The 17,359-nt window shown below is 60.8% G+C and carries 19 protein-coding genes; 5 read left to right on the forward strand and 14 right to left on the reverse strand.

Annotated features, from left to right (window positions below; genetic code table 11):
- Positions 1-25 precede the first annotated feature (25 nt).
- Positions 26-772, reverse strand: a complete 747-nt coding sequence (locus LB532_RS21530; protein WP_140642591.1) for a FadR/GntR family transcriptional regulator — start codon at positions 770-772, stop codon at positions 26-28.
- 169 nt (positions 773-941) lie between these two features.
- Here LB532_RS21530 and LB532_RS30100 point away from each other — a divergent pair, with 169 nt between their 5' ends.
- On the forward strand, positions 942-1,076 hold the full coding sequence (locus LB532_RS30100) for a hypothetical protein (protein WP_263487724.1): 135 nt from the start codon (positions 942-944) through the stop codon (positions 1,074-1,076).
- A 109-nt stretch (positions 1,077-1,185) separates the two neighbouring features.
- On the opposite strand, the gene LB532_RS21535 is transcribed toward LB532_RS30100, so the two are convergent.
- Both LB532_RS21535 and LB532_RS21540 read right to left on the reverse strand, forming a co-directional pair.
- Positions 1,186-1,788, reverse strand: coding sequence for an NADPH-dependent F420 reductase (locus tag LB532_RS21535; protein ID WP_140642593.1), 603 nt, complete (start codon positions 1,786-1,788; stop codon positions 1,186-1,188).
- Positions 1,789-1,875: 87 nt separating this feature from the next.
- Entirely contained in the window at positions 1,876-2,610 is a 735-nt protein-coding gene (locus LB532_RS21540) for an SDR family NAD(P)-dependent oxidoreductase (RefSeq protein WP_140524721.1), read from the reverse strand.
- Between the two features lie 277 nt (positions 2,611-2,887).
- Between LB532_RS21540 and LB532_RS21545 the strand changes: the two genes are divergently transcribed.
- The gene (locus LB532_RS21545) at positions 2,888-3,784 is read left to right on the forward strand and encodes a LysR family transcriptional regulator (RefSeq protein ID WP_140642595.1); all 897 of its coding nucleotides are present in this window, start codon (positions 2,888-2,890) and stop codon (positions 3,782-3,784) included.
- A gap of 61 nt (positions 3,785-3,845) precedes the next feature.
- On the forward strand, positions 3,846-4,469 hold the full coding sequence (locus LB532_RS21550) for a GNAT family N-acetyltransferase (protein WP_224557149.1): 624 nt from the start codon (positions 3,846-3,848) through the stop codon (positions 4,467-4,469).
- A 112-nt stretch (positions 4,470-4,581) separates the two neighbouring features.
- Here the strand turns inward: LB532_RS21550 and LB532_RS21555 are convergent, their stop codons facing one another.
- Positions 4,582-5,421: a hypothetical protein gene (locus LB532_RS21555; protein WP_140642597.1), complete on the reverse strand. Its 840-nt coding sequence runs from the start codon at positions 5,419-5,421 to the stop codon at positions 4,582-4,584.
- Positions 5,422-5,976: 555 nt separating this feature from the next.
- On the opposite strand from LB532_RS21555, the gene folP reads away from it, so the two are divergent.
- Positions 5,977-6,753, forward strand: a complete 777-nt coding sequence (folP, locus tag LB532_RS21560) for a dihydropteroate synthase (RefSeq protein WP_411908886.1) — start codon at positions 5,977-5,979, stop codon at positions 6,751-6,753.
- 9 nt (positions 6,754-6,762) lie between these two features.
- On the opposite strand, the gene pqqE is transcribed toward folP, so the two are convergent.
- The 8 genes from pqqE to LB532_RS21600 all read right to left on the reverse strand — a co-directional run bounded on the left by pqqE (position 6,763) and on the right by LB532_RS21600 (position 14,179).
- Positions 6,763-7,884 (reverse strand): pyrroloquinoline quinone biosynthesis protein PqqE, encoded by a 1,122-nt coding sequence (gene pqqE, locus LB532_RS21565; protein WP_140642601.1) that lies wholly within the window; start codon positions 7,882-7,884, stop codon positions 6,763-6,765.
- Positions 7,881-8,177, reverse strand: coding sequence for a pyrroloquinoline quinone biosynthesis peptide chaperone PqqD (gene pqqD / locus LB532_RS21570; protein ID WP_140642602.1), 297 nt, complete (start codon positions 8,175-8,177; stop codon positions 7,881-7,883). The genes pqqE and pqqD overlap by 4 nt, the downstream gene beginning before the upstream one ends.
- Positions 8,174-8,932, reverse strand: a complete 759-nt coding sequence (gene pqqC, locus LB532_RS21575) for a pyrroloquinoline-quinone synthase PqqC (protein ID WP_140642604.1) — start codon at positions 8,930-8,932, stop codon at positions 8,174-8,176. Before pqqC ends, pqqD begins: the two co-directional genes overlap by 4 nt.
- Complete coding sequence (gene pqqB / locus LB532_RS21580) at positions 8,929-9,867, reverse strand: pyrroloquinoline quinone biosynthesis protein PqqB (RefSeq protein WP_140642606.1); 939 nt, start codon at positions 9,865-9,867, stop codon at positions 8,929-8,931. The genes pqqC and pqqB overlap by 4 nt, the downstream gene beginning before the upstream one ends.
- Before the next feature lie 413 nt (positions 9,868-10,280).
- Positions 10,281-10,841, reverse strand: coding sequence for a PQQ-dependent catabolism-associated CXXCW motif protein (locus tag LB532_RS21585; protein WP_140642608.1), 561 nt, complete (start codon positions 10,839-10,841; stop codon positions 10,281-10,283).
- A complete protein-coding gene (locus LB532_RS21590) occupies positions 10,838-11,731 on the reverse strand; it encodes a substrate-binding domain-containing protein (protein WP_140642697.1) in 894 nt (297 codons plus the stop codon). Before LB532_RS21590 ends, LB532_RS21585 begins: the two co-directional genes overlap by 4 nt.
- Entirely contained in the window at positions 11,703-12,227 is a 525-nt protein-coding gene (locus LB532_RS21595; RefSeq protein WP_140515133.1) for a c-type cytochrome, methanol metabolism-related, read from the reverse strand. The genes LB532_RS21590 and LB532_RS21595 overlap by 29 nt, the downstream gene beginning before the upstream one ends.
- Before the next feature lie 176 nt (positions 12,228-12,403).
- Complete coding sequence (locus LB532_RS21600; protein ID WP_411908890.1) at positions 12,404-14,179, reverse strand: methanol/ethanol family PQQ-dependent dehydrogenase; 1,776 nt, start codon at positions 14,177-14,179, stop codon at positions 12,404-12,406.
- A gap of 812 nt (positions 14,180-14,991) precedes the next feature.
- On the opposite strand from LB532_RS21600, the gene LB532_RS21605 reads away from it, so the two are divergent.
- Positions 14,992-15,345 (forward strand): hypothetical protein, encoded by a 354-nt coding sequence (locus LB532_RS21605; RefSeq protein WP_140498241.1) that lies wholly within the window; start codon positions 14,992-14,994, stop codon positions 15,343-15,345.
- A 42-nt stretch (positions 15,346-15,387) separates the two neighbouring features.
- On the opposite strand, the gene LB532_RS21610 is transcribed toward LB532_RS21605, so the two are convergent.
- Positions 15,388-16,251 (reverse strand): quinoprotein dehydrogenase-associated SoxYZ-like carrier, encoded by an 864-nt coding sequence (locus LB532_RS21610; protein ID WP_140642612.1) that lies wholly within the window; start codon positions 16,249-16,251, stop codon positions 15,388-15,390.
- A 117-nt stretch (positions 16,252-16,368) separates the two neighbouring features.
- Complete coding sequence (locus LB532_RS21615; RefSeq protein ID WP_140642614.1) at positions 16,369-17,340, reverse strand: quinoprotein relay system zinc metallohydrolase 2; 972 nt, start codon at positions 17,338-17,340, stop codon at positions 16,369-16,371.
- Between the last annotated feature and the right edge of the window lie 19 nt (positions 17,341-17,359).

The raw sequence follows: 17,359 nt of genomic DNA on the forward strand, positions 1-17,359 counted from the left end.
GTTGCCCGGCAATCCGCCCCTATCCTTATCCCTTTCGAGCGGACTGCGTTAGAAGCTGCTTGGTCGTGGTGTAGATGCGTGTTTCGTGCACGGCGAAGGCCCTTGCGGCCGCGTCGGAATCGCGCGCCTCAAGTCCCGCAAGAATGGCACGGTGATCGGCGATGCTCGTTGCGATGCTCGAAGGCTGGGCGACTGCTCGCCGCCGATGGTCGAGAAGGTAGGAATAGAGATCGGCGGCGATATCCGCCAGCGCGGTATTGCCGCCCGCCCGATAGATGGCCGTGTGAAATTCGCGATCGCAAATGAGGAAGCGAACGGGATCGTCGATCGCCGCTTCCTGCGCTTCGATCGACTTTTGCAGGGTTTCGAGCGTCGCGGCTTCAACCCGGACGGCCGCGGCCCGCGCCACCTGATCTTCGATCAGCAACCGCGCCTCATGCACGTCGTCAAGACTGTATCTGGAAATGTCGCGATAGCGGGCCGATTGAACCGCGAGTTCTCCGACTTCCGTCGAGGCCACCACTGTCCGCGTGCCCTGGGCGACGGAAAGGATGCCCTTTGTGGAAAGGATCAGGATCGCACCGCGCACCGTTTCGCGGCTCACCGACAAGGCGCTCGCAAGTTCACGCTCGCTTGGCAGCGGGTCGCCTACGTCAAGAATGCCGGTCGCAATGAATGTCGCGATCTTCTGGACGACGAAGTCCTTCATCGAATGCTTCGGCACGCCGCCAAGCGCACTCCCGTCGTCGGTCAGAATCGCACGTAGATCCATCCGTCCTTACATCCTAAGAGGTCTAGTGGTCCGGTATATGTACCAGTAGGCCTGCTTCAGCTGTGCGTCAATAGCGAGACGCGGCCGTCAAATCTCGGTTGACAAGAGATATTGCTTTGGGGGCCGTGAGAACGCACTCAGCCCGCATACATGGGCCGGATGTGACGAGATGGACGAACGCACAGGCGTCGGCCACGCCGAACTGCTCGATGACGGCTCGATCGAGATCACATTCACCTACCACAACGGCGACGAGGCCATCCTCAAGGCTATACGGCAGACTTCTTCAACAGCAGCCTGCTAGGCCCACCCCAGCTTCGCGACCTTGTGGTCCTCAAATATTCGGTCGCGCGCTGCTCGAAGAAGTTAGCGCGCGACCAGTTCTCGGCGTCGATCACGCGGTCGTAAATCGATTACTGCTCCTTCTTGAACAAATCCTGGAAGATGAGGTGGCCCCAAGTGCGGCCGCGTGCGTGCACCAGCGCGCCACCCTCGTCGAGCTTTCCCAGCTTGACGGGGGCGAACCCGAGTTGTTTGGCCAGGGCCGCCACGGGGGCGGTCGCGTCCTCGTCGTCACCAGACAGAAAGACGACCCGGTGGCCGCCCTCGATGATCGGATCGGCAGCCAGGGTTGCCGCAGCCAGGTGGTTGAACCCTTTGACGAGCTTGGCGCCGGTGAACGCCTTCGCGACGAAGGCCGAGGACGGGAGATCGTCCAGCTCTTCGGGGAGAACTCCAAAAGTGTTCATCGCGTCGATGACCGTCTTGCCTTCCCAGTTCGGCAGGGCCTTCGCGACCTCGCGATGCTCCCAGAACGGGACCGCCAAGATGATTGTGTCGGCCTCGAGCGCATCCCGCAGCGACTTGGCGATGACCGTGGGTCCAATCGCCCGAGCCTGCGGCGCCAATGCCTCGGGCGGCCGGCGGCTCGCGACGGCCACCTTGATGTTCTTACGGGCGAAGGCGTGGGCGAGGGCCTGGCCTATTTTACCGAATCCTACAATTGCGTGGCTCATAATGCTTCTCCGATCCGTGTTGATGTCGATTCCCGGCCCCCAACGGCGCTGGTCAATTGAATGGAGTGACCGGCCGGGCGTGGCGCCTCAGAGTTGCGCAAGGCCGCCGTCGACGGCGACCTCGCTGGCGGTCATGAAGCTGCTGTCCGACGACGCGAGAAAGGCGGCGACGGCCCCGATCTCCGCCGGATCGGCCATTCGCTGGAGCGGCGTCATCGCAGCGAAGACCTTCTGGCCCTCCTCGCCCAGCGCTTCCTTCGCGAGTTCGGTCGCGGTCGCCCCGGGCGATAGCACGTTGACCCGGATGCCGGTGCCCTTCAGGTCCTCCGCCCAGGTCCGCGCGAGGTTGCGCACTGCCGCCTTGCTAGCGCTGTAGGCGCTCATTGCCGCGGCGCCCGTGGTGCCGGCGCTCGATCCGGTCAGGATTATCGAACCGCCCTGGCCCATCAGCGGCAGCGCCTTCTGGACAGTGAAGATCGTACCCTTCACATTGGTGTCGAAGGTTTCGTCAATGTGCTCGGCGGTGATCTCGCCGAGCGCAAGCTGGCTTCCCGCCCCGGCATTGGCGAAGACGATGTCGAGGGTTCCGCGCTCGGCCTTCACCGTCGCGTAGAGTCGGTCGAGGTCGGCCTCATCCGAGACCGAGCCCGTCACCGCGCGGGCATTGGGCCCGAGCTCGGCCAGAGCCGCATCGAGCGTTTCCTGCCGGCGGCCGAAGATGAAGACGAAGGCGCCCTCCTCGATGAAGCGCTTCGCCGCGGCGCGGCCGATGCCGGTAGCGCCGCCCGTGATGACTGCAACCTTACCGTTTAGCTTTCCCATGACTTTTCCTTCCGGGCTCTGCCTTTGATCGTTCGGGAAGAACCCCGAGAGCCTGGAAATAAGTCTGCAAGGGTCAGGCTTTGAGTGCGAAAGTGCGCACATCGGTGGTGCAAAATCGATCCGGTCGGACGACTGCCGCCAGCCGCGACGAATCGGTGTCCGTCGTTCGGAACTGGGTCGCGCTCGTCGACCTAAGCTATGATAACTGCCCACACTGCTGTACCACTGCGTTGGATACGGGCTTTGGAAAGCGCACCGCGCGGTGCGGGATCGCGCCATGATCGACTGGGATGATGTTCGCTATTTTCTGGCGGTGGCGCGCGGAGGCTCGGTGCGGGCTGCCGGCGAGCGCCTCGGTGTGAACCACTCGACCGTGCTGCGACGCGTTGCACAGCTCGAGGAACGCCTCGGCGCGCAGATGTTCGAAAAGCTGCCTTCGGGCTACCGCCTCACGGCTGCGGGCGAGGAGGTGCTCGAGCTCGCGAACCAGATGGAAGCGTCGTCGCACCAGTTGGAGACACGCGTCTTCGGGCGCGACCAGAGCGTGCGCGGGCTTCTGCGGGTGACATTGGCTCCGACCCTCGCGACACACCTGCTCATGCCGGATTTCGCCGAGTTCGCGCGTCTGCATCCGGACATCGAGATGGACGTCTTGTCGTCCGGGGAGCTGGCAAATCTGACCAACCGAGAGGCCGACGTGGCGATCCGCGTCGTCTATGACCGCAAAACCCTGCCGCTCAATCTTCACGGCCTGAAGGGGCCGGAGTTGTTCGGCGGTGTCTATATGTCTAGCGATCGACTGGCCGCCTGGCATGCGGGCGCGGCTGATCCCATCCGGTGGATCGTCATAAGCGTTCATGGAATTCCGGACTGGGCCCGCGAGGGCGAGGTTCGCACCACGGGGGTTCCATTCAGGACCACGGACGCCGAGGCGCAGATCGTTGCTGTACGGCAAGGGCTCGGGATCACGACACTGCCGTGCTTCGTCGGAGATGCCGACCCCCTGCTGGTGAGGGTGCCGGGCACCGACCTGCACATGTACGGAACGCTCTGGCTTCTCACGCAGGGGGAGACACGCAAGACGAAGCGCGTGCGGCTCTTCACGGAATTCGTATCCCGCAGGCTCGCCGCGTACGCTCCGCTTCTTGCGGGACTGTCCATATCGCGCGACTGACCCTTGGCGGGTTGACGGCCTGCCTTGCCGACGGCTTTCTTGGGGAGCTTGCCGGCTGCTTATGATCGGCGCTTTCCGGCTATCATTGGCGCCGCCTCAGGTGGAAAATGCTTCGATGGAAACTGTCCGATTTCCCAGGCTCACGACACCAAGGCTCGTGCTTCGGGCGCCGAGAAAACGGGATATCCCGGCATGGTTTGCGCGCGCGACGGATGTCGAATCCGCCTCTCTTGCCGGCGATCCTGTTCCCGACGACATAAGCGCGGGCGAGCGATGGTTCGCCCGTTCGCGTCAGCGGTTCGCTGACGGTACGGCGATCCAGTGGTCCATAGATGAAGTAGGAGTTTCGGAAGCGGTCGGGACAATAACCCTGTCCTTCGGCGCAATCGACGCCAAGGCAGCTGCATTGGGATTTGTGCTCGCACGTGCGCATTGGGGGCACGGACTGGGCAGCGAGGCGGCGCGCGAAGTTCTCCGCTACGCTTTCGAAACCCTGGCGCTTGAACGGGTGACGGCCGAAGCGGCGGCGCGCAATTTTGCCTCGGTGCGGATATTTGCGAAGCTTGGATTCAAACATGTCGAGAGCTTCATCGATGAGTCCGACGGCGAGCGTTGCGAGCGCTTTACGCTCGACGCGGACATCGGGCCGTCACTGTTGGCGAGCAACGCGATGCCGAACTGCTAGGGCTCTGAGCCATGGCCAATAGCGTTGCTCCGGCGAATCGATACTGAACCTGCGCTTGCGCGCCATTCTCTCGACAAGACCAACGGCTGGACGCGATCCAACGCAGCCACGTTCAGTTGGTGCTGGTTGTGGCTGTGAAGCCGCACTGCTTCTGTTCCATATCGATCTGCTTCGTGATGCGGACGGCGTTCTGTGCGTAGGCTTCCGTCACGGAGCCACTATTCACGGTCTTGTCCTTCAGCGGACTCACGCCTGCGCAGAGGTGGAAAACATGCGGCTCGGTGGACTTCGCGGCTCCGTTTTCGGGCGCGATCCAGTAAACGACATCCTGACCTGCGGGGTGGCTCGCGTCCTTCGTCGCCGCCGCCACCGCGGCGGTGTCCGCCGCGATCGCCTGCGCCTGAGCAGCGACGTCGGGCGAACAGGCAGTGGTGGGCTGCCCAGACTTGATCTGGGCTGCGCATGCGTTCATGTCCTGGGTGTATTGTTCGACCGACGGGGGTTTGAAACTGATCCCCATGACCGTCGCGAGCACGGCCAGCGCAGCACCGACGCCGCCGGCAACCTTCTTTGTCCGTGGATCCATGTTTTTGTCGGTGAGGATCAGGAAAACCAGCGGGAGGAAGGCAATCAGCGTGATGATTGCGCCGAGCTGGTTTTGGAAGAAGAACCTGGCCGTGTCGGATGCGCGGGCCGGATCGTGCCTGTTGGCCGCCTTCCACAGCAAGTTGCCGGCGATTGCGAAAATCGCGATGCCGACCAGAAGGCCGATGATCAGCGGCAGGTGTCCCTGGTCGAATTTGTTCTGGCGAAGCAGCATGATACCGTAGATCTCGCCGCCAATGGCGACAATCCACGAGAGTGCGGCGAAAAGGCGAAGACGCGTGGCGGAGGACTTCTGGCCCTGCGTCGCCTGCCAATCCTTGGTAACGTCTGGCTTGTTGTCGGTCATTGACCAGATCCCCCGATATCGACACTTATGCGGGTGGCGTTACCCGCCTGCGCAGCCTCGTTGAACGTACATTACCTGCCTTAGCGACGCGACGACAATGTGAGCGCCACGGCAGGCCTCATGCTCATACATATTGCGCATGAGTGAAGCCGTCCATACCCGCGAAGGCACACGCCTAGGGGCGATGGCTCCGTTGGTCTCTGGCGAACTGACGCCACCAGCCGAAAATCGAAATTGCCATCCCGCGGGTTCCTCCTCGGGGCCTTTTCGCACATCTGCGGTGCCCGAATATTCGCTTCTCGCACTGTGGGGTTATGATAGCCTGGGCGACCGAAAGATCGAATACGACACGAATTCCACAATGACGATGACCACGACACCAACTGCGGTATTGCGTGGCACCGAGGTGAGCATCCCTCGCGAGAATGCACCCGGCAGACTATGTCCGAGCGATCACCAGGGAGGCATGGCGTCGATGCTCGCCGCGCTCGCCGCATGACGCGCTGGCAACTTGCTCATGGACGGCATCTCGATCTTGGTGCGAGATCGTTACTGATGGGGATCTTGAACGTTACGCCGGACAGTTTTTCCGACGGGGGAGAATTCGATCGGCCGGAGCGGGCACTCGAACAGGCCCGGCGTATGATCGGCGAGGGCGCGGCGATCATTGATGTCGGGGGTGAGTCGACCAGGCCCGGCGCCGGCAGCGTTTCGGCGCTTGAGGAACAATCGCGTATCCTCCCGATCATCGAGGCGCTGTCGTCGGACGGCGACTGCATCGTTTCGGTTGACACCTACCGGGCCGAGACGGCGCGTCTCGCCGTCGCGGCGGGCGCCCATATCGTCAACGACGTACATGGCCTGCAGCGCGAACCCGACATCGCGCACGTCGCGGCGGAAACCGGCGCTGGCCTCGTCATCATGCACACCGGGCGCGACCGTGAAAAATTGGCCGATGTAATCGCCGATCAGTTCCTGTTCCTGAACAGATCGCTGGAGATCGCGCGCAACGCCGGCATCCCGGACGACCGCATCGTGCTGGACCCAGGCTTCGCTTTCGCCAAGAGCGGAGAGGAGAACCTTGAACTCATGGCTCGCTTCGGCGAACTGCGCGCTCTTGGTTTTCCATGGCTCGTCGGCACCTCGCGCAAGCGCCTTGCCCATCACCTGGTCGGCGAAAGCGACGAAGGGCGGGACGTTGGCACAGCGGCAACCAGCGTCATCCTGCGACTGAAGGGTGCTTCGATTTTTCGTGTGCACAATGTCGGGATCAATCGCGATGCCCTGGCTTTCGCCGACGCAGTGCGCGAGCGCGAGAATACGGCGGAATGAAAGAATCTGTCAGGCGGGCTCGGTCGCGACGCCGATACGCCGGTAGGTGAATGGTTCGTTCTCCGAAGGAACTGTCGCGGTCCGCTTGGCTTCGTCGATCAGCATCGCCATGCGCGCGTGGATCGGCGACTTCGCGCAAGCCGGATCCGTTGCGGCGGCATCGCCGGCGATCGCCATCGCCTGGCAGCGGCAACCGCCCCAGTCGATCTCGCGCCGTTCACAGCTGCGACAGGGTTCCTGCATCCAGTCCGTGCCGCGGAAGGCATTGAACGCCGGCGAATCGGCCCAGATCGAGGACAGGGTGTGTGGTTTGAAACGCTCGAAGCTGAGCGACGGGATCGTCTGCGCGGCATGGCACGGCAGCACGGTGCCGTCAGGCGCCACCATGAACGCGTCACGCGCCCAGCCACCCATGCACGGTTTGGGGTAGATGGCGAAATAATCCGGTGTCACGAAATCGATGTTGATAATGCCGGCCAGCCGCTCGCGTGCTTCCGCGACGATCTCCGCCTGCCGGTCGACCGCTGCACGCTCGGGCATCAGCTGGTCGCGATTGATCAAAGCCCAGCCAGCGTACTGGACGTTGGCGATCTCGAGCCTCTCCGCATCCAGTGAAAGGGCAAGATCGATGAAATCCGGTACCTCCTCGATGTTATGGCGATGGATCGGCGCGTTGATGGTGAGAGGCAAGCCGGCAGCTCGCGCGCGGCGTGCCGTCTCCAGCTTCTTGGCGTGGCTGCCTTTGTGGTTGCCGATGCGTTCGGTGGTCTCAGGCCGTGCGCCCTGAAAGCTCAATTGCAGATGGTCGAGCCCGGCTTCGGCAAATGCTTCGATGCGGCCCTCGGCGATGCCGACGCCCGCGGTAATCAGATTTGTGTAGACGCCGCGCGCTGAAAGTCCGGCGATCAATTGCTCGAGGTCGCGGCGCAGCGTCGGTTCACCGCCGGACAGATGCACCTGCAGAACACCGAGATCGGCGGCCTCCGAGAACAGGCTGAGCCAGGTCTGCGTGTCGAGTTCGCGATTGGCCTTCTGCAATTCGAGCGGATTGGAGCAATAAGGGCATTGCAGCGGGCAGCGATGTGTCAGTTCCGCCAGCATGCCGATAGGAGGGAGGAGGGGCGTGCTCATAGCTTCACCAGCAGCTTGTCCGACCACTCTTGCAGGAAGGCGATGACGTCGGCCGCCACGGCCGCCTCCTCGGCCTCATAATCCGTGGCAAGGCCGGCGATGATTTCGCCGACCGTGGACCGTCCGTCGCAGCGCCGCAATATGTCGAGGCTGATATCGTTCGGCCAGAATATTCTCTCCGGTGAAAGCACGGCAAATGCCTGCCGCACGGAATCGTACTGTATGCGTACATGCTTCGGCAGGAAGGGTACCGATCGCAGCGACACCAAGGCTCTTTCGCGCAGCATCATCATGGGGCTGCCTCGGGGCGGAAGGCGCCGGGCGGTATGTTTCCCGGCTCGCCATAGGCGTGTTGAAGCGCATCAAGCATGGCCCAGAGTATATCGCATTTGAACACCAGCGCATCTATTGCCTGCTGCTGGCGTTCCGCCGTATCGGCATGGCTGAGCACGTAGGTGAGGGCGAAGTCGGCGTCGCGCGAGGCTTGTTCGGGTCGTTGCTTGAAATAGGCCAGCGTATCCTCGGTGATATAATCGTATTTGGCCAGCATCGCCGGTACGCGCTCGCCGATGATAAGCGGTGAGAACATCTCGGTCAGCGATGACGCGACCGCCTCGAACAGTGTTCGGTTGGTGCAAAAGGAGAGATAGGCCCCCACGGCGAACCGTGTCGCCGGCAGTGCCAGCCTTTCGCTCTTCACGGCCTCGGCGTCCAGGCCGAGCGAGGTTGCCAGATGCAGCCAGCGCGCGATACCGCCGCTCCAGCCGTCCTCCCCATCATGGTCTTCGATACGTTTGCGCCAGGCGGCGCGAAACGCCGGATCCTCGGCATGTGCGAGGATCATGGCATCCTTGCGCGGGATGACAGCCTGGTAGCAATAACGGTTCAGCGCCCAGGCCTTCATCTCGGCCTTCGATAGCGCGCCGCTGGTCATCCTGTGATGGAAGGGGTGATGATTGTGGTAGCGCTCGGCGCCGACCTGCCTCAGCACGGCTTCGAGATCGCTCGTGGACAGGCCGCCTTTGGCCGCATCGCGGAAATTGTTCAAAATTCCATCTCCATGCCGTCGCCTGCGACCTCCCAGCCTGCCGCCTTGACTGCCGCGTGTTCGGCCGAATTCTCGTCGAGGATCGGATTGGTGTTGTTGATATGGACGAAGACGCGGCGGCGCAGCCTCACATCGGCCAGGCTGGCGATGGAACCCGCGTCTCCCGAAATCGCCAGATGCCCCATGCGCGCGCCGGTTTTCTGACCGACGCCAGCGACGATCATCTCGTCGTCGGTGTAGACAGTGCCGTCGAACAGAAGACAGGCTGCATCGCAAAGACGGGCGCGCAGCCTCGCATCGATGCGTGCGCAGCCTGGAATGTAGAAGACAGAATCGCGGCTGCCGATACCCGCAATTCGGACTCCAATCGTATCACCGGCGTCGGAGCTGAAATTGGCATCTGGATGGTCTTTGTCCTCCAGATAGAGTGCTACCTTTCCAGGCACCGGAAAGCTCTCGATCATCACGCCGGTCTCGCTGCCTTCGGCATCGCAGATGACCAGTTCTTTCGCTGTCGGCAGGATGCGCCGCGGCACGACCGCCGGATCGAGAACGTTGAAAATCGAATTCGCCTCCAGCGTCGCCAGGACCTGCGCCGTTGCGTAGATGGCGAAAGGCTGCCGCTCGCGCAGGCTGAGCAGTCCGGCGATATGATCGACATCGGCATTGGTCAGCACCACCGCGCGGATAGGGGTCGAGCGCAGCGGCGCGTCGCCCGCAGGTTGCAACTCAGGGGTTGCCGCGATCTGCTGGCGAATGTCGGGAGAGGCATTGAAAAGAACCCATCCGATCCCATCCGCCGAGGCGATGACACTTGATTGGGTTCGTGAATGCACGCCAGCCATCCCGGAGCGGGCCGCGCGACTGAGACGATAATTGCAATTCCATTGCGGAAAGCCGCCGCCTGCCGCCGATCCGATGATCCTCAAATGCATGAAAATGCCCGCCCCGCGGCTTCTCTGACCAGCAGGCAATTTGCAGCCCTGAAAAGTGCCGCGCGCGCCCTACACGCGTCAAAACCTTTCGCCAAAACCCTTGCGGGGATGCGTGCCCCTGTTGCCAGGGACACGCACCTCTGCGGCCTACCTCTTGGGAGTAATTTCGGCAGGCAGATACCGGGAAATTTCCATGCCCGCAGCAACCTGGCACATGGTCGGTTTTTTCCAGTTCTTCTTCATGACATTTCTCCTCTTATACCAGTCCGAAGGGACCGATCCCTGTTGTTAGCCAACCATTGCAGGGCACCGAAGCAATGGCTCGTCCATTCACGTCTCAAAATGGACAAACGAAAAAGTAGGTTTTGAAAATTGAAAAGCAAAACTACCGGAAATAATTGCATAATCTTCCTTCAATTGTTCGTTTCATATGGTTTTTTCACCTCCAGCGGAAGATTTGCACCTTCCCACCCATCAGCGCCGAGTGGATACCAGATTACCGAACTGTAGCCCCACTCGATCGCCCGTTTGGCGGCATTCCAGGACATCCAGCAATTCGTCATGCAATAGAACAGAATCGCTCGCGATTTGTCCGTGCCGGCCTTGGCTTCGAGGCCTTGGCGAAAATAGCTGGTGGTCTCTTGCGAAATAGCGCCGTATCCCACGTTGGCCAGCCATGTACTGCCTGGAATGTCCTTTCTAACCTTGTCTCTCCATATCGTTCCTGCCGGTAAATTTGCCGGCTTGGGCGTGTTCGGCATCACGTCGAAGAAGACAGCTTTCTTCGCTCGCCACAGCACTTCAGCTTCCGCCGTCGTCACCACCCTGGCGCCTCGCAACGTCGGCGGCACCGGCGCCCGATAGTCGTCCATCCGGTATCCGCTGGGTTCGGCGATCTCGCCGGCCCGCGTCGGTTCGGCCAGACCCATAAGGCTCGCAGCGACCAGCAACAAAAACGCCTCCTTTCCCTTCATTGGGTGATCGGATTGTCGTGTTCATCTATCAGCGGGACATTGTAACTCAGCAGGAGCCTGTTGATCTCCGCCTGGTTTTCCCGGATCACCCGGTTGAGCGTCCGCTTCCATTCCTGGTCGGACGGACGTACGCCCATGGTGATGCGGTAAGACATGCGCGAGCCGGTTTTTTCCTTTACCAGCGGAACAATCGCCACATCGGCTCCAAGTTGCTTGGCATAGTAGCCTGCCATCGGCCCCCACAGGACCGCCGCGTCGATCTTGTGGGCCAGCATGTCCTTGATCATGACCTCCCCCATGGAGGGGGTGACACGCGTATCCACCGCAAGCGGATAGATCTTGGCGGTCCGCAGAAGCTTGTTGGCGGCCATATTGGCGGTTGGCGGCGTGCGCTCGACAACTCCGATCGTCTTGCCCGTGAGTTTGGGATCCTCGATCGTTTCGACGCCCTCCATATCGTTGCCCTTCGGGTAAACCAACACATAGGTGGAGCGATAATAGGCGTTGGTGTTCTGCACCAGTTCATCGCCTTGGGCATAGCCCATGATGATGTCGCATCGGTTGGCCCCCAGCGTGTTGCGAACGAAGCCGGTGACAAGTGGAAACCAGGTATAGGCGACGGACTTCCGTCCGGTTTTCGCGGCTACCAGTTCGGCAAGTTTGTTTTCGAAGCCTTCGCCGCTCTTGTCGGTGAAGGGCATATTCGAAGGATCGGCGCAGACGCGCAGAATGTCGGGATCGACCAGTTCTCCCGCCGCGCCGAGGCCGGCGCCTTGCCCCTGCGCGTTCGATGGCAACAAGGCCAGCGCGCCGAGAATCGGCAGAACGACGCGCAGCTTCAATGCACCGCAGCCGTTCATGTCATCCGCCCATGCAGGATGCTTCGGCATCCTTCGCCGCCTGCGGCTTGTCTTCGTGCTTTGGCGGCCTGCCGCGTGGCGCCGCACCATCGGCGCGCGCGCGCAGGTAGACATAGAGATCGTCCAGGTAGCAATAGACGTTCTTGTTGTCGCCAAAGGCAGGCATGACGTTTTCCTTGCCGCCGCCGACATTCTTGCGGCCCTCGGCGACGATCGAGAGGAACGTGGCGTAGTCCATGGTTTTCAAGCTGTTGACCAGGGCCGGCGCGTAGCTCGAACCTGTCGCATCCTGTCCGTGACAGACATGGCAATCGGAGTGATACCGGCGGTAGCCGCTGAACGTGTACCAGTCGACGGTTCCGTTCTCGATCTTGTAGGTCGGATTTCCATCCGCATCCAAATACTTGCCGCCTTCTTGCTTCACCGCCTTGGCTTTTTCCATGCTGTCCTCGGCCCACGCCACGCCTGAGCTTGCCAGAGGCAGCAGAGCCAGGACGAAAGCCGAAATTACAATGCGAACGGACATTCAAACGCTTCCTTCATTTGCCGTGGACACGGTTTTGCTATCGTGGCCGGCATTGATCGGTGTGTCGGGGGTGCAACCGCATCGAGAGCCCGGCCATGGTTTCGGATGATCCGGGCTCTCGTTCTTCAAACCTCCGGTCCAAAAAGACCTGAGGCGTGCTTAAGGTTCCCCGCCCGTCAGTCCGGGAGACCGAAGACGGTGAGCTGACCGCCCAGCGTCGTATAGTCGGCAAGTGCCGCATAGCCGCCGACGGCACCCAGACCAGCGGTACCAACGACCGCGGTCTGATCGCCTTGCGCACGGCCCTGATCGACGGCGCCATGCCAGGCAGCAGCGTTGTCAGGCGAAAGCAGACCGCCTGCCAGACCGATACCTGCCCACCCGCCGACGCCGGACAGAACGGCGATGTACTGCTTGCCGTCATGTTCGTACGTGGTGATGTTGCCGATGATGCCGGACGGGGTCTTGAACTTGTAAAGTTCTTTGCCGTCCTTATCGACCGCCTTGATGTAACCTTCGAGCGTACCGTAGAAGACGACGTCGCCGTCTGTCGCCAATGCGCCTGACCACACGGAGAACTTCTCAGGCTTCGACCAGACGATCTCGCCCTTGGCCGCATCCCAGGCAATGAAGTTGCCCATGCTGCCGTCGCCGCCAGGTGCCGGGTACATCGATACGGTGGCGCCAACATAAGGCTGACCGGCGGTGTAGCTTACTTTGTAAGGCTCATAGTCCATGCAGACATGGTTGGTCGGGACATAGAACAGACCGGTTTTCGGCGAATAGGCAGCCGGCTGCTGATCCTTCGTTCCAAGCGCCGCCGGGCAAATACCCGTCGAGTTGGTGTCTTCGCCGTTCTGCTGGGTCGAATATTTCGCCACGACCTGCGGGCGACCATACTGTTCGCTCTTTGGGTCCATGACGACTTCCGTCGCCCAGTTCACCGCCGGATCGTATTTCTTGGCGACGAGAAGCTCGCCGGTGGCGCGATCCATCGTGTAGGCGAAACCATTACGATCGAAATGCACCAGCACGTCGTGTTTGGCGCCATTGACCTCCATGCCATCGACGAGGATCATCTCGTTGATGCCGTCATAGTCCCATTCGTCATGCGGGGTCATCTGGTAGAGCCATTTGGCAACACCGGTATCGGCATCGCGGGCCATGATCGTCATTGACCAGCGGTTGTCGCCAGGCCGTTGGACCGGGTTCCACGTCGAGGGATTGCCGGTGCCGTAGTAGACCAGGTTCAGCTTGGGATCATAGGAATACCATCCCCATGTCGTGCCACCGCCTGTCTTCCATTGCTCGCCTTCCCAGGTGTTGGTGCCGGAATCCTTGCCTACCGGCTTGCCCAGCTGCGTGGTTTTCTCGGGATCGATCAGGGTGTCGGCGTCTGGACCTTCCGAATAGGCTTTCCAGGCAAGTTTGCCGTCTTTCAGATTGTAGGCGGCCAGCCAGCCGCGAACGCCGAATTCGGCGCCGGACACGCCGATGAGTACCTTATCCTTGACCACGACGGGGGCAGCCGTGCCGGATTCGCCTTTGCCGCCGTCGGTCATGTCGCCATTCTTGACCGACCAGACGACCTTGCCGGTCTTTGCATCGAGGGCGACGACCGTGGTGTCGGCCTGATTGAGAATGATCTTGCCGTCACCATAGGCAACACCGCGGTTGACCGTATCGCAACACATGATCGGAATGACATTCGGATCCTGCTTGGGCTCGTATTTCCAGAGGATTTTCCCGTCATTCTTGAGGTCGAGCGCAAAGACATTGTTCGGGAAGGGCGTATGGACATACATCACATCGCCGATGATCAGCGGTCCACCCTCATGCCCGCGCAGCACGCCGGTGGAAAAGGTCCATTTAACCTGCAGGTTCTTCACATTATCCGCAGTAATCTGGTTGAGTTTGGAATAGCGGGTGTTGGCGTAATCACCCGTCTGCATCGCCCAGTTCTTCGCATCCGAAGCGAGCTTTGCAAGATCCTCGTTAGCCGACGCCGTATAGGCCGCGCCGAGCGACAGAAACGCCGCAGTGGTTAGAATATACGTAGCTTTCGTAAGTACACGCATCCGAATTCCTCCCGGGGTTCACAGTGATGAATCGACTGTTAGGCCCACAAGGGCTCGCCCAAGCGATTCACGGGGGGGAAATATTTCCGGCAGCGTGTCACGACCTAAGCCAGATGTGCAGAGGGCACCGTTACTGCCCACCTCACTTTGGCCTACGAAAGACTGTCGCCGCTCCCTAATGACGGTGACGCCCTTGAAGCCGGAAACAGGGAAAGGCTATGTCATCCCAAAAGGCTAGGCAAGCAAAAAAGGCCTAGTGCATTGTTGCACCGCAATATTCTAAATGATGCACTGCAATATACAGAAATGAAAAGAACTACAAGCTTAATATGAAGTGTTTTACGCCCTCGCGGAGACCGAGAGCCGTATTAAAATAGTCTTACTATCGATCTTTTGATTTTAATATACACCGAGTTTATTTGCTAATGTTTATCACTGCCCATCTTGGATGGCATGTAAAAAGTCTCGTCGTTCGCCGGTATTGAGCGAGATACGAAGCGGTCGCGGGAGCCCGGGCGCGGAGCCGGTCATCAAGTCGTCATGCACAGCTATCGCTCGTGGACAGCCCTTTCCTCCTTTGGTCGTATACGGAACCCATGGGTGCTTGACTGGCTTTACGGCGCGTTGCCAACTGGCACGCCGATCCCGTCCGGGCGCATCGAACCCGGCCCAACCGGAGGTTCCTCATGATCAGATATGTTGGATTTTCGACCTTGCCGCTGCTCTTCACCGCGACACTGGCCATCGCAAACCCGGCGGGTGCTGCGGGAGACTATCCCACAGTAACGGTTGTCGACTACGTGCTCGGCTGCATGCGAACGAACGGCCAGACGCGTCAGGCGCTGGAAAGCTGTTCCTGCTCGATCGACGTCATCGCCTCGATCCTTCCCTACGACCACTATGAGACGGCCGAGACCTTCAAGAGCATGTCTTTGACGACGGGGGAAAACGCGGGTCTGTTTCGGGAAAGCGCACCGGCGAAGGCAGCCCGTACAGAGCTGAAGCGTGCGCAGTCGGAAGCCGACGTGCGTTGCTTCTAAAGCCCATCGCGATGGCAGCGCGGCATACCGTATTTCGAGACTTCAGAGTCCCGTTTTCTCCAGCGGCCATTGATTGCGGAATACCTTGCCATCCGTGTCGATCGCTTCGACCTGGATTTCACCATTGCCGTGCGCCGTGAAATCGAATCGGAAATTAGGGTCTTCCGAAATCGATATTCCACCTTCCATCGAGAGGATCGGCCGGCCGGCCTGCGAGATCGACAGCTTCTGAACAAAATGCGCGGGAATGAAATACTGGGTCAGTGGATCCCGCTGCAGGCCCGAATTGTTCGGGTGGCGGATCATCAACTGCAACTCCTCTGCCTTGCTCATCGTCTCCTGGGGTGGGAATTGGCGTAACTTCATCTGCCCCATCGTCGCCATGGCCTCGTCCTGGTTCTTGACCGCAGGGGCGGAGCAGCCGCCTGACGCCTTGACGAAGGTCTGAGCCATGTGGAGTTGGCCGCCTTGAGTCTCCGCTATGGCACGCAAATAGGAATAGTCGTTGACGCGCACGCGTGTCGACAGATGTGTCACGCCGGCGTCCTTGCCGATCTGGAACGTTGCCGCCACCGGCGCAGGATTGGCGTCGATGATCAAGGTCACGGATTTGATGCCGTCCGGAGCCTTGGCTGGGTCGACATAGATGTCGACAGGCACGATGGCGGCATCTTGCGCCCGCTTTGGCGCTTCGATCCTGATGACGCCGGTATCGACCAGAATAGCCCGGTCGCCGAACACGTCGCCTTTCAAGTCTTCCCAGATCTTCTCCGAAGAAGCCGTTGTCTGCTGTGCGTTGGCGGTTGTGGAGACGCCGAACAGCGTACCGATGGTCAAGATGATTGCGGCCAAGAACGATGCAGGCGACAAGGCGAACTGCCTGCTCGCGTAAGCGTGATTTTGCATTTCGATGCCTCCACCAATGCAACAGAGGTGGTGCCCAGGCTTGCTTTTAGAATATGCCTTTGACGACGCGTTGGCAAATCGCCCCACTTCATGATCTCTGGCGCATGTCGGTGTGGTCTATTCCCATTCGAGTTCAGCAAAAGCAGCCGTTGCGTTGCGCTCATTGTACTCGTCGAACAGGTGCCATTTGCCCCGTTCGCTTCCGGCGGCGGTTTTGACGGCCTCTCGGAGCGGCGTCCCGTCGGCGATCGCCTTGCGGATATCCCGCGCCAGAATCTCGAAATAGCGCCGTTCTCCTGCCAGCGCCTGCGGCCAGTTGGCCGGTACCGTACCATGACCCGGAACGACGCGCGCGGCACCGATCGCGGCGAGCGCATCCATCTGGCGGAGCCAGCCAAGCAGCGATCCGTCGAGCGTCGGCAAGGAGCCCATGAACACGAGATCGCCGGCAAAGAGCGTGCTGGTCTCGGGGTCGAAGACGGTCAGGTCGTTGTCGGTGTGCGCAGCCTTCCATGCCCGCAGTTCGAGCATGCGCCCGCCGAGGTCGAGTTCCAGGCGATCGTCGACCAGCATCGCCGGCGAAACGATCTCGACTCCCTTCATAAGCGCTTCGCCGACCTGTTCGCGATAATTGTGCAGATAGAACGCGCCACGCGCCTCGAGGGCACGCGGCAGATTGCGATGGCCAACGAGGGTCGCGCCGATCTCCCGGAATGCCGCATTGCCGAAAATGTGGTCGGGATGCATGTGGGTGTTGATCAGGAAGCGAACCGGTTTTGCGGTTATCTTTCCGATCGCGGCGAGGAAGGCGTGCGCCTCGATCAGGCTGCCGCCACTGTCGATGACGGCAACTGCATCGGTGCCGACGACGACGCCCAGATTGCAGATCGCACCGTCGTTGGTTGCGGTCATCAATTCATCCACGCCCTGAAAGGCGAAGACGCCGTCAGCGATTTGGCGGACCGAGAACCGCAGGCCGCCGGCCGCGGCCAGGGCGGCTCGTCCGAGGCAGCATGGCAGCAAGGCGGCGCTGGCGGCGGTGCAGGCAAAGCCACTCATAACCCTGCGTCGTAGCCGATCAATCGGCATGGGGTCCTCCGATATGCAT

The organism is Mesorhizobium sp. ESP-6-2, assembly GCF_020164675.1.
Classification (GTDB): domain Bacteria; phylum Pseudomonadota; class Alphaproteobacteria; order Rhizobiales; family Rhizobiaceae; genus Mesorhizobium.

What these genes read in the sequence shown, in the direction of transcription:
- LB532_RS21535 (WP_140642593.1), bottom strand. Translation starts at nt 1,788, where the DNA reads ATGAGCCACGCAATTGTAGGATTCGGTAAAATAGGCCAGGCCCTCGCC.
- LB532_RS21595 (WP_140515133.1), bottom strand. Translation starts at nt 12,227, where the DNA reads ATGTCCGTTCGCATTGTAATTTCGGCTTTCGTCCTGGCTCTGCTGCCT.
- LB532_RS21550 (WP_224557149.1), top strand. Translation starts at nt 3,846, where the DNA reads ATGATCGGCGCTTTCCGGCTATCATTGGCGCCGCCTCAGGTGGAAAAT.
- pqqB (WP_140642606.1), bottom strand. Translation starts at nt 9,867, where the DNA reads ATGCATTTGAGGATCATCGGATCGGCGGCAGGCGGCGGCTTTCCGCAA.
- LB532_RS21600 (WP_411908890.1), bottom strand. Translation starts at nt 14,179, where the DNA reads ATGCAGACGGGTGATTACGCCAACACCCGCTATTCCAAACTCAACCAG.
- LB532_RS21615 (WP_140642614.1), bottom strand. Translation starts at nt 17,340, where the DNA reads ATGCCGATTGATCGGCTACGACGCAGGGTTATGAGTGGCTTTGCCTGC.
- LB532_RS21540 (WP_140524721.1), bottom strand. Translation starts at nt 2,610, where the DNA reads ATGGGAAAGCTAAACGGTAAGGTTGCAGTCATCACGGGCGGCGCTACC.
- LB532_RS21605 (WP_140498241.1), top strand. Translation starts at nt 14,992, where the DNA reads ATGATCAGATATGTTGGATTTTCGACCTTGCCGCTGCTCTTCACCGCG.
- LB532_RS21545 (WP_140642595.1), top strand. Translation starts at nt 2,888, where the DNA reads ATGATCGACTGGGATGATGTTCGCTATTTTCTGGCGGTGGCGCGCGGA.
- pqqE (WP_140642601.1), bottom strand. Translation starts at nt 7,884, where the DNA reads ATGAGCACGCCCCTCCTCCCTCCTATCGGCATGCTGGCGGAACTGACA.
- folP (WP_411908886.1), top strand. Translation starts at nt 5,977, where the DNA reads ATGGGGATCTTGAACGTTACGCCGGACAGTTTTTCCGACGGGGGAGAA.
- pqqD (WP_140642602.1), bottom strand. Translation starts at nt 8,177, where the DNA reads ATGATGATGCTGCGCGAAAGAGCCTTGGTGTCGCTGCGATCGGTACCC.
- LB532_RS21530 (WP_140642591.1), bottom strand. Translation starts at nt 772, where the DNA reads ATGGATCTACGTGCGATTCTGACCGACGACGGGAGTGCGCTTGGCGGC.
- LB532_RS21610 (WP_140642612.1), bottom strand. Translation starts at nt 16,251, where the DNA reads ATGCAAAATCACGCTTACGCGAGCAGGCAGTTCGCCTTGTCGCCTGCA.
- LB532_RS30100 (WP_263487724.1), top strand. Translation starts at nt 942, where the DNA reads ATGGACGAACGCACAGGCGTCGGCCACGCCGAACTGCTCGATGACGGC.
- LB532_RS21590 (WP_140642697.1), bottom strand. Translation starts at nt 11,731, where the DNA reads ATGCCGAAGCATCCTGCATGGGCGGATGACATGAACGGCTGCGGTGCA.
- LB532_RS21555 (WP_140642597.1), bottom strand. Translation starts at nt 5,421, where the DNA reads ATGACCGACAACAAGCCAGACGTTACCAAGGATTGGCAGGCGACGCAG.
- LB532_RS21585 (WP_140642608.1), bottom strand. Translation starts at nt 10,841, where the DNA reads ATGAAGGGAAAGGAGGCGTTTTTGTTGCTGGTCGCTGCGAGCCTTATG.